General features: G+C 35.9%; 9 protein-coding genes. 6 read left to right on the forward strand and 3 right to left on the reverse strand.

The window, feature by feature from the left end; translation table 11 throughout:
• Nucleotides 1-39: 39 nt before the first annotated feature.
• The 6 genes from ribF to KFD70_RS14525 all read left to right on the forward strand — a co-directional run bounded on the left by ribF (nt 40) and on the right by KFD70_RS14525 (nt 6,507).
• Entirely contained in the window at nt 40-1,011 is a 972-nt protein-coding gene (gene ribF / locus KFD70_RS14500; protein WP_336451990.1) for a bifunctional riboflavin kinase/FAD synthetase, read from the forward strand.
• Between the two features lie 100 nt (nt 1,012-1,111).
• Nucleotides 1,112-1,381, forward strand: a complete 270-nt coding sequence (rpsO, locus tag KFD70_RS14505; protein ID WP_001229392.1) for a 30S ribosomal protein S15 — start codon at nt 1,112-1,114, stop codon at nt 1,379-1,381.
• 160 nt (nt 1,382-1,541) lie between these two features.
• Entirely contained in the window at nt 1,542-3,695 is a 2,154-nt protein-coding gene (gene pnp, locus KFD70_RS14510) for a polyribonucleotide nucleotidyltransferase (protein WP_336451989.1), read from the forward strand.
• A 161-nt stretch (nt 3,696-3,856) separates the two neighbouring features.
• Nucleotides 3,857-4,756, forward strand: coding sequence for a polysaccharide deacetylase family protein (locus KFD70_RS14515; protein ID WP_336451988.1), 900 nt, complete (start codon nt 3,857-3,859; stop codon nt 4,754-4,756).
• 86 nt (nt 4,757-4,842) lie between these two features.
• Nucleotides 4,843-6,081, forward strand: coding sequence for a M16 family metallopeptidase (locus tag KFD70_RS14520; RefSeq protein WP_336451987.1), 1,239 nt, complete (start codon nt 4,843-4,845; stop codon nt 6,079-6,081).
• Nucleotides 6,082-6,273: 192 nt separating this feature from the next.
• Nucleotides 6,274-6,507 (forward strand): YlmC/YmxH family sporulation protein, encoded by a 234-nt coding sequence (locus KFD70_RS14525; RefSeq protein ID WP_174101866.1) that lies wholly within the window; start codon nt 6,274-6,276, stop codon nt 6,505-6,507.
• Nucleotides 6,508-6,557: 50 nt separating this feature from the next.
• On the opposite strand, the gene KFD70_RS14530 is transcribed toward KFD70_RS14525, so the two are convergent.
• The 3 genes from KFD70_RS14530 to KFD70_RS14540 all read right to left on the reverse strand — a co-directional run bounded on the left by KFD70_RS14530 (nt 6,558) and on the right by KFD70_RS14540 (nt 7,409).
• The gene (locus KFD70_RS14530; protein ID WP_336452211.1) at nt 6,558-6,998 is read right to left on the reverse strand and encodes a hypothetical protein; all 441 of its coding nucleotides are present in this window, start codon (nt 6,996-6,998) and stop codon (nt 6,558-6,560) included.
• 134 nt (nt 6,999-7,132) lie between these two features.
• The gene (locus KFD70_RS14535) at nt 7,133-7,258 is read right to left on the reverse strand and encodes a YjcZ family sporulation protein (protein WP_431613210.1); all 126 of its coding nucleotides are present in this window, start codon (nt 7,256-7,258) and stop codon (nt 7,133-7,135) included.
• A gap of 40 nt (nt 7,259-7,298) precedes the next feature.
• Nucleotides 7,299-7,409 (reverse strand): YjcZ family sporulation protein, encoded by a 111-nt coding sequence (locus KFD70_RS14540; RefSeq protein ID WP_431613211.1) that lies wholly within the window; start codon nt 7,407-7,409, stop codon nt 7,299-7,301.
• Nucleotides 7,410-7,449: the final 40 nt, after the last annotated feature.

A 7,449-nucleotide genomic window follows, 5' to 3' on the forward strand; every position in this document is an offset into this window, starting at 1 on the left:
TTATTGGAAGGATTATTACAGAAAAAGGTGAATTCAAGCGTGAAACTTATTCATTTAACTCATCCACATAAACAAAATAAAATAGAATTACCACCTACTGTAATGGCATTAGGATTTTTTGATGGCATTCATTTAGGACATCAACGTGTGATTCGAACAGCAAAAAAAATAGCGGATGAAAGAGGATGTAAAAGTGCTGTTATAACATTTCATCCACATCCATCTGTTGTATTAGGAAAAAAGGAAGCGCATGTGGAGTATATTACACCACTATCCGTTAAAGAAAAAGTAATTGCAGATTTAGGGATTGATATGTTATATGTGGTGAAATTCGATGAATCATTTGCTGGATTACTGCCACAACAGTTTGTAGATGAATATATTATTGGTCTAAATGTAAAGCATGTAGTAGCAGGTTTTGATTATTCATATGGACGTTTAGGAAAAGGGACGATGGAGACTTTACCATTTCATGCAAGAGGGGAGTTTACACAAACCGTGATTGAAAAAGTTGAATTCCAAGAAGAAAAAGTAAGTTCCACAGTATTACGAAAACTAATCCGAAATGGAGAAATGGAACAGATTCCATCTATTTTAGGTAGAGCTTATACAGTAGAAGGAACGGTTGTTCACGGGGATAAACGTGGACGTCAAATCGGCTTTCCGACAGCTAATGTAGGTTTAAGTGAGGAATATCTTCTGCCACCTGTTGGTGTGTATGCAGTAAGGTTAAAAGTCCATGATGAGTGGCATGATGGCGTATGTAATATTGGTTATAAACCAACTTTTAAAGAAGATGAGCGTAAACTGTCTATTGAAGTACATTTATTTCATTTCAATGAGGACATATATGATCAGGTTGTTACCGTGGAGTGGCATATGCGCATTCGAGAAGAGAAGAAATTTAATGGCATCGACGAACTAGTTGCTCAAATTGCAAAAGATAAAAAAACAGCACAAGAATATTTTAGCACAGCAAAGAATATGCTTGCTTTTTCCAATGAAAAGTAGTATTCTATGTTATGTACTTTATGACAACCATTGCTTGGCATTGCGACTCACCGACGCTTGCTAGGTAATTGGGGGTTTAATTATTAGGAGGTGAAATAGGATGGCTTTAACACAAGAGCGTAAAAATGAAATCATTGCACAATTTAGAACTCATGAGACTGATACTGGTTCTCCAGAGGTTCAAATTGCTGTCCTAACAGAGCAAATTAACACTCTAAACGAGCACTTACGTACTCACAAGAAAGATCATCATTCACGTCGTGGTCTATTAAAGATGGTTGGTAAACGTCGTAATTTACTTACTTACCTTCGTAATAGCGATATCACACGCTACCGTGAATTAATCACAAAGCTTGGCTTACGTCGATAGTCAAAGAAGCGGGAATATTCCCGCTTTTTTGTTAGGTAAAAATATATCTTCTACTCTTAATAGCTTACTTAAATTTCGGTAATACTAGAGGAAGAATATTGTGATATATCATCCATTTACATAGAAGAATTGAATATTTTAAATTGAGAGGGGTACTTAAATGAGTCAAGAAAAGCAAGTCTTCTCGATAGATTTAGCTGGTCGCCAGCTAACAATTGAAACAGGCCAACTTGCAAAACAAGCAAACGGCGCGGTACTAGTAAGATATGGCGACACAGCAGTTCTATCTACAGCAACTGCATCAAAAGAGCCAAAAAATGTAGATTTCTTCCCGCTTACAGTAAACTATGAAGAGCGTTTATATGCAGTCGGAAAAATCCCAGGCGGTTTTATTAAACGTGAAGGCCGTCCAAGTGAAAAAGCAATTTTAGCGAGTCGCTTAATTGACCGACCAATTCGTCCACTTTTCGCAGATGGTTTCCGTAATGAAGTGCAAGTTGTCAGCATCGTTATGAGTGTTGACCAAGATTGTTCTTCTGAGATGGCGGCTATGCTGGGGTCTTCATTAGCTTTATCGATTTCAGATGTTCCATTTGAAGGTCCAATTGCTGGTGCGACAGTTGGTCGTATCGACGGCGAATTTATTATTAATCCAACAGTAGAACAACAGGAACAAAGTGATATTCACCTTGTTGTAGCTGGGACAAAAGATGCAATTAACATGGTAGAGGCAGGTGCAGACCAAGTACCTGAAGAAACAATGTTAGAAGCAATTATGTTCGGTCATGAAGAAATTAAACGTCTAATTGCTTTCCAAGAAGAGATTGTACAAGCTGTCGGAAAAGAAAAGACAGAAGTAAAGCTTTATGAAGTCGATGCTGATCTTGAAAGAGCTATTCGTGAAATGGCAGAGAAAGATATGCATGCAGCAATTCAAGTACATGAAAAGCATGCACGTGAAGAAGCAATTAATGAAGTAAAGCAACGTGTCATTGCACATTATGAAGAGCAAGAAGTTGAAGCTGAAGTATTAGGACAAGTACATGAGATTTTATATAAAATTGTAAAAGAAGAAGTACGTCGTCTTATTACAGTTGAAAAAATCCGCCCAGACGGACGTAAAAGTGACGAAATCCGTCCTTTAGCATCAGAGGTAGGTATTTTATCTCGTACGCACGGTTCTGGTTTATTCACTCGTGGACAAACACAAGCGTTAAGTATTTGTACATTAGGTGCATTAGGTGATGTGCAAATTTTAGATGGTCTTGGTGTAGAGGAATCAAAACGTTTTATGCACCATTACAATTTCCCATCTTTTAGTGTTGGTGAAACAAGACCAATGCGTGGACCAGGTCGTCGTGAAATCGGTCACGGTGCATTAGGTGAACGTGCTCTTGAACCTGTTATTCCATCTGAGCAAGACTTCCCGTATACAGTTCGTCTTGTATCTGAAGTTTTAGAATCAAATGGTTCTACTTCACAAGCAAGTATTTGTGGTAGTACTTTAGCCATGATGGATGCTGGTGTACCATTAAAAGCACCGGTTGCTGGTATTGCTATGGGACTAGTGAAATCTGGTGAGCACTACACAATTTTAACGGATATCCAAGGTATGGAAGATCACTTAGGTGATATGGACTTTAAAGTAGCAGGTACGGCGAATGGTGTAACTGCATTGCAAATGGATATTAAAATCGATGGGTTATCTCGTGAAATTTTAGAAGAAGCATTGCAACAAGCTAAGATTGGTCGTATGCATATTCTAGATCACATGTTAACTGCTATCGCTGAGCCTCGCAAAGAGCTATCTGCATATGCTCCGAAAATCATTACAATGACAATCAATCCGGATAAAATCCGTGATGTTATTGGGCCAAGTGGTAAACAAATTAACAAAATTATTGAAGAAACTGGCGTGAAAATTGATATTGAGCAAGATGGTACAGTCTTTATTTCATCCGTTGATCAAGAAATGAATGAAAAGGCGAAGAAAATTATCGAAGATATCGTTCGCGAAGTACAAGTAGGCGAAATCTACTTAGGAAAAGTAAAACGTATCGAGAAATTCGGTGCTTTCGTTGGATTATTTAGTGGTAAAGATGGTCTTGTTCATATTTCTGAGCTTGCGCTTGAGCGTGTAGGTAAAGTAGAAGACGTTGTAAAAATTGGCGACGAGATTTCAGTAAAAGTTATCGAGATTGACAAACAAGGTCGTGTAAACTTATCTAGAAAAGTATTGCTAAAAGAAGAGCAAGAAAAAGAAGCGGCAAAAGAAGAAGCTTCAAAACAAGAAAATACACAAGAACAAAAATAAGTAAAAAAGCCAGGTTTCCTGGCTTTTTTTGTTAAACAAAATATATTTGATGCATCGATTTTTATTGATAAAAAGGTATAGTTTTCATGATAACGCTCAAATTAACAAGGATAATAGGAAAAAGGATTTTTCTTATTTGTATAGTTAATGGGAGGGTTTATATGAGAACTCGTATAGTTATATTCATATCCGTATTCTTTCTTTGTATAAGTTTATGCTCATATTCAGCGCTAGCAAATGATAATCTTTATGAGGAAATTCAGAAACATGCCAAACAATATTCAATTGCACCGCAAAATGCAATAATTGATAAGATTTGGAAGGCTACGCCAGGATATAATGGTAAAGAGGTTGATATTGAAGCGTCATATAATAACATGAAGAAAATAGGGAAATTTGATGAGAAGCAATTTGTATATCGGGAAGTTTCACCAAACACGCATTTAGAAGATTTATCGCCTTCTCCTATTTATCGGGGGCATCCACATAAAAAAATGGTAGGATTAACGATAAATGTGGCATGGGGAAATGAGTATCTTCCGCGTATATTAGAAACGTTGAAAAAGCATGATGTAAAGGCAACCTTTTTTTTAGAAGGACGCTGGGTAAAAGAAAATTTAAGATTCGCAAAAATGATTGTAGATGCAAAGCAAGAAGTAGGAAATCATTCTTATACACATCCGGATATGAAAACGCTGTCTAAAAGTCAAATACTAGAGCAATTACAAAAGACAAATCAAATTATTGAGGCAGCTACAAATCAAAAAGTACGATGGTTTGCACCACCAAGTGGAAGTTTCCGTGATGAAGTTGTAGAAGTGGCGGATGGATTAAAGATGGGGACTATTATGTGGACAGTAGATACAATCGATTGGAAACGCCCGGAGCCTGAAGTGATTCTCCAGCGTGTGATGGGGAAAGTACACCCAGGTGCAATTGTATTGATGCATCCGACATCTCCAACAGCTGAGGCGCTAGATACGATGATTTCACAGTTAAAAAAACAAGGGTATAAAGTAGGGAATATTACAGAATTACTAGATGAAAAACGTATTGATTAAATACATTTGCATGACATTCATGTGCAAACTTGTTATCATTAAATAATAGCAATTATTTAGAGAAACTGGCATTAGGAGGAAAGTTTTTGATTAAAAAATATACTTGTAAAAATGGTGTAAGAATTGTTATGGAGAATATACCAACTGTTCGTTCTGTTGCAATTGGTATATGGATTCATGCAGGTTCAAGAAATGAAAATGAAAAAAATAATGGCGTTTCACACTTTTTAGAACACATGTTTTTTAAGGGAACAGAGACACGTAGTGCAAGAGAAATTGCAGAGTCATTTGATAGCATTGGTGGTCAAGTGAATGCATTTACCTCAAAAGAATACACGTGCTATTATGCAAAGGTACTTGATGAACATGCAAAATATGCGCTTGATGTGTTAGCTGATATGTTCTTTAACTCCACATTTGATGAGGAAGAATTGAAAAAAGAGAAGAACGTTGTATTTGAAGAAATTAAAATGTACGAGGACACACCAGATGATATCGTACATGACATGTTAACAAAAGCGACCTATGAAACGCATCCACTGGGATACCCAATTTTAGGTACAGAAGAAACGCTTGAAACATTTACAGGGGATACACTACGTCAATATATAAAAGATCATTATACACCTGAAAATGTTGTCGTTTCGATTGCTGGAAATATTGATGAAGCATTTGTGCAAACAGTGGAACAATATTTTGGTAACTACGAGGGAACAACAAATCGTGAACAAGTACATAGCCCGATTTTTCATTTTAATAAAGTGGCTCGCAAAAAGGAAACAGAACAAGCTCATTTATGTTTAGGATTCCAAGGTTTGCAAATGGGTCATGATGATATTTATAACTTAATTGTATTAAATAATATATTAGGTGGTAGTATGAGTAGCCGTTTGTTCCAAGAAGTGCGTGAACAACGTGGTTTAGCATACTCAGTGTTCTCTTATCATTCTTCTTATGAAGATACAGGAATGCTAACACTTTATGGTGGTACAGGAAGCCAACAATTGGATACTCTATATGATACAATGCAAGAAACTCTAGAGACGTTAAAAAATACAGGTATTACAGAGAAGGAACTTGTGAATAGTAAAGAGCAGCTTAAAGGAAATCTGATGTTAAGTTTAGAAAGTACGAATAGTCGTATGAGCCGTAATGGTAAAAATGAATTGCTTCTAAGAAAGCATCGTTCACTTGATGAAATCATTGAGAGTGTGAACAATGTTACGAAAACAGATGTGGATCAATTGATTCGCAACATGTTTACAAATGAGTTTTCTGCTGCGCTAATTAGTCCGAATGGAGAGCTTCCAAAAGGAATGAAATAAGGAGAAAAAACCGTATCTCTTACGAGGAGATGCGGTTTTTTGTGTACAAAGCTTTTGTAATTATAAAACTTTTGAATGGGGGGGAGTGGAGCGCATTTTTTGGTATTTTTTACAGACATGTAGAATACGTACTTATTATAGGATGGGATTTGAGGATACTGTATGAAAGATGTTTAGAAAGGAGAGAGTCATATGCGTTTAAGTGAATTAAGTGGAAAAGAAATTGTGGACCTAGAGCGGGCAGAAAAAATGGGGGTTTTAGGTCACGCTGATTTAGAAATTAATGAAAAAGATGGGAAGATTCAAGCCCTCATCATACCAGTTGGAAAATGGGGTGGATTCAAAAGAGAACAGCAAGAAGTAAAGGTAGAGTGGAGCAGGATTAAGAAGGTTGGGCATGATATGATTATTTTTGATTTGGAATAGTAGCAAATACAGTAGAAATTTATAATTTAAGGTAACGTAAATGATTAAAATTATTTCTCATTGGTATTTTCTCCTGTTGTTTTATTGCTATCATTCAAAAAGTTACCTGCTAAATTAAGTAACTTATTTCCACCTTCACTATTTAAAATATTGATTAAAAATTCAGGATCCTTAATTTTCCTCAATAGCGTTTCTATAAGTACAGATTTGGCGATACTTAGCAGTTCTGTCGAATCTAAGTGTATATTGAAATAAGGAATATTAATTTGAAATGGGAAAGGGGTATTAGATTTAAAATCTTGCTTTTGCGTTTTATTTACTTTACTCGTTGTTTGTTTAGAAGGTTGATTTGGCGGAAGATGGATGTATTTCTTTGTTTTTGCTATCTGTTCGATAATTTCTTTTTGTGATGAATTTTTTATTTTTGATTCCTCATTCTTTGTCATAGATGATGACAATTGATATGAAGCGTTTTTAGGGAAATAGGGCATAGATTTCACTTTTTCTCCTCCTTTCACAATGAACATATAGATTATCTTAAACATATGATATATGAGTTAAGGATTGCTTCACATAATGTGAAGCAATCCATTATTTGACTTTAAAGAGATGCGAAAGGTGTTACTTAACCACCATATCCGCCACCCCAACAGCTTGCTCCAATAATAATAAGCAGAATAAACAACACGACTAGTAAAGCAAATCCTCCATGACCACCGCAGCCATATCCATATCCTTTTTGTTCAGTCAAGAAATCTCCCTCCATTCTATACAAAAATAAAATTCACAAATTAATAAAAACAGCTTGCTCCAATAATAATAAGCAGAATAAACAACACGACTAGTAAAGCAAATCCTCCATGACCACCGCAGCCATATCCATATCCTTTTTGTTCAGTCAAGAAATCTCCCTCCATTCTATACAAAAATAAAATTCACAAA

This window comes from Bacillus pfraonensis (assembly GCF_050768835.1).
GTDB lineage: Bacteria > Bacillota > Bacilli > Bacillales > Bacillaceae_G > Bacillus_A > Bacillus_A pfraonensis.

Bases quoted from the DNA above. Each gene is read 5' to 3' on its own strand.
- rpsO (WP_001229392.1), top strand. From the start codon at position 1,112: ATGGCTTTAACACAAGAGCGTAAAAATGAAATCATTGCACAATTTAGA.
- pnp (WP_336451989.1), top strand. From the start codon at position 1,542: ATGAGTCAAGAAAAGCAAGTCTTCTCGATAGATTTAGCTGGTCGCCAG.
- KFD70_RS14515 (WP_336451988.1), top strand. From the start codon at position 3,857: ATGAGAACTCGTATAGTTATATTCATATCCGTATTCTTTCTTTGTATA.
- KFD70_RS14525 (WP_174101866.1), top strand. From the start codon at position 6,274: ATGCGTTTAAGTGAATTAAGTGGAAAAGAAATTGTGGACCTAGAGCGG.
- KFD70_RS14530 (WP_336452211.1), bottom strand. From the start codon at position 6,998: ATGCCCTATTTCCCTAAAAACGCTTCATATCAATTGTCATCATCTATG.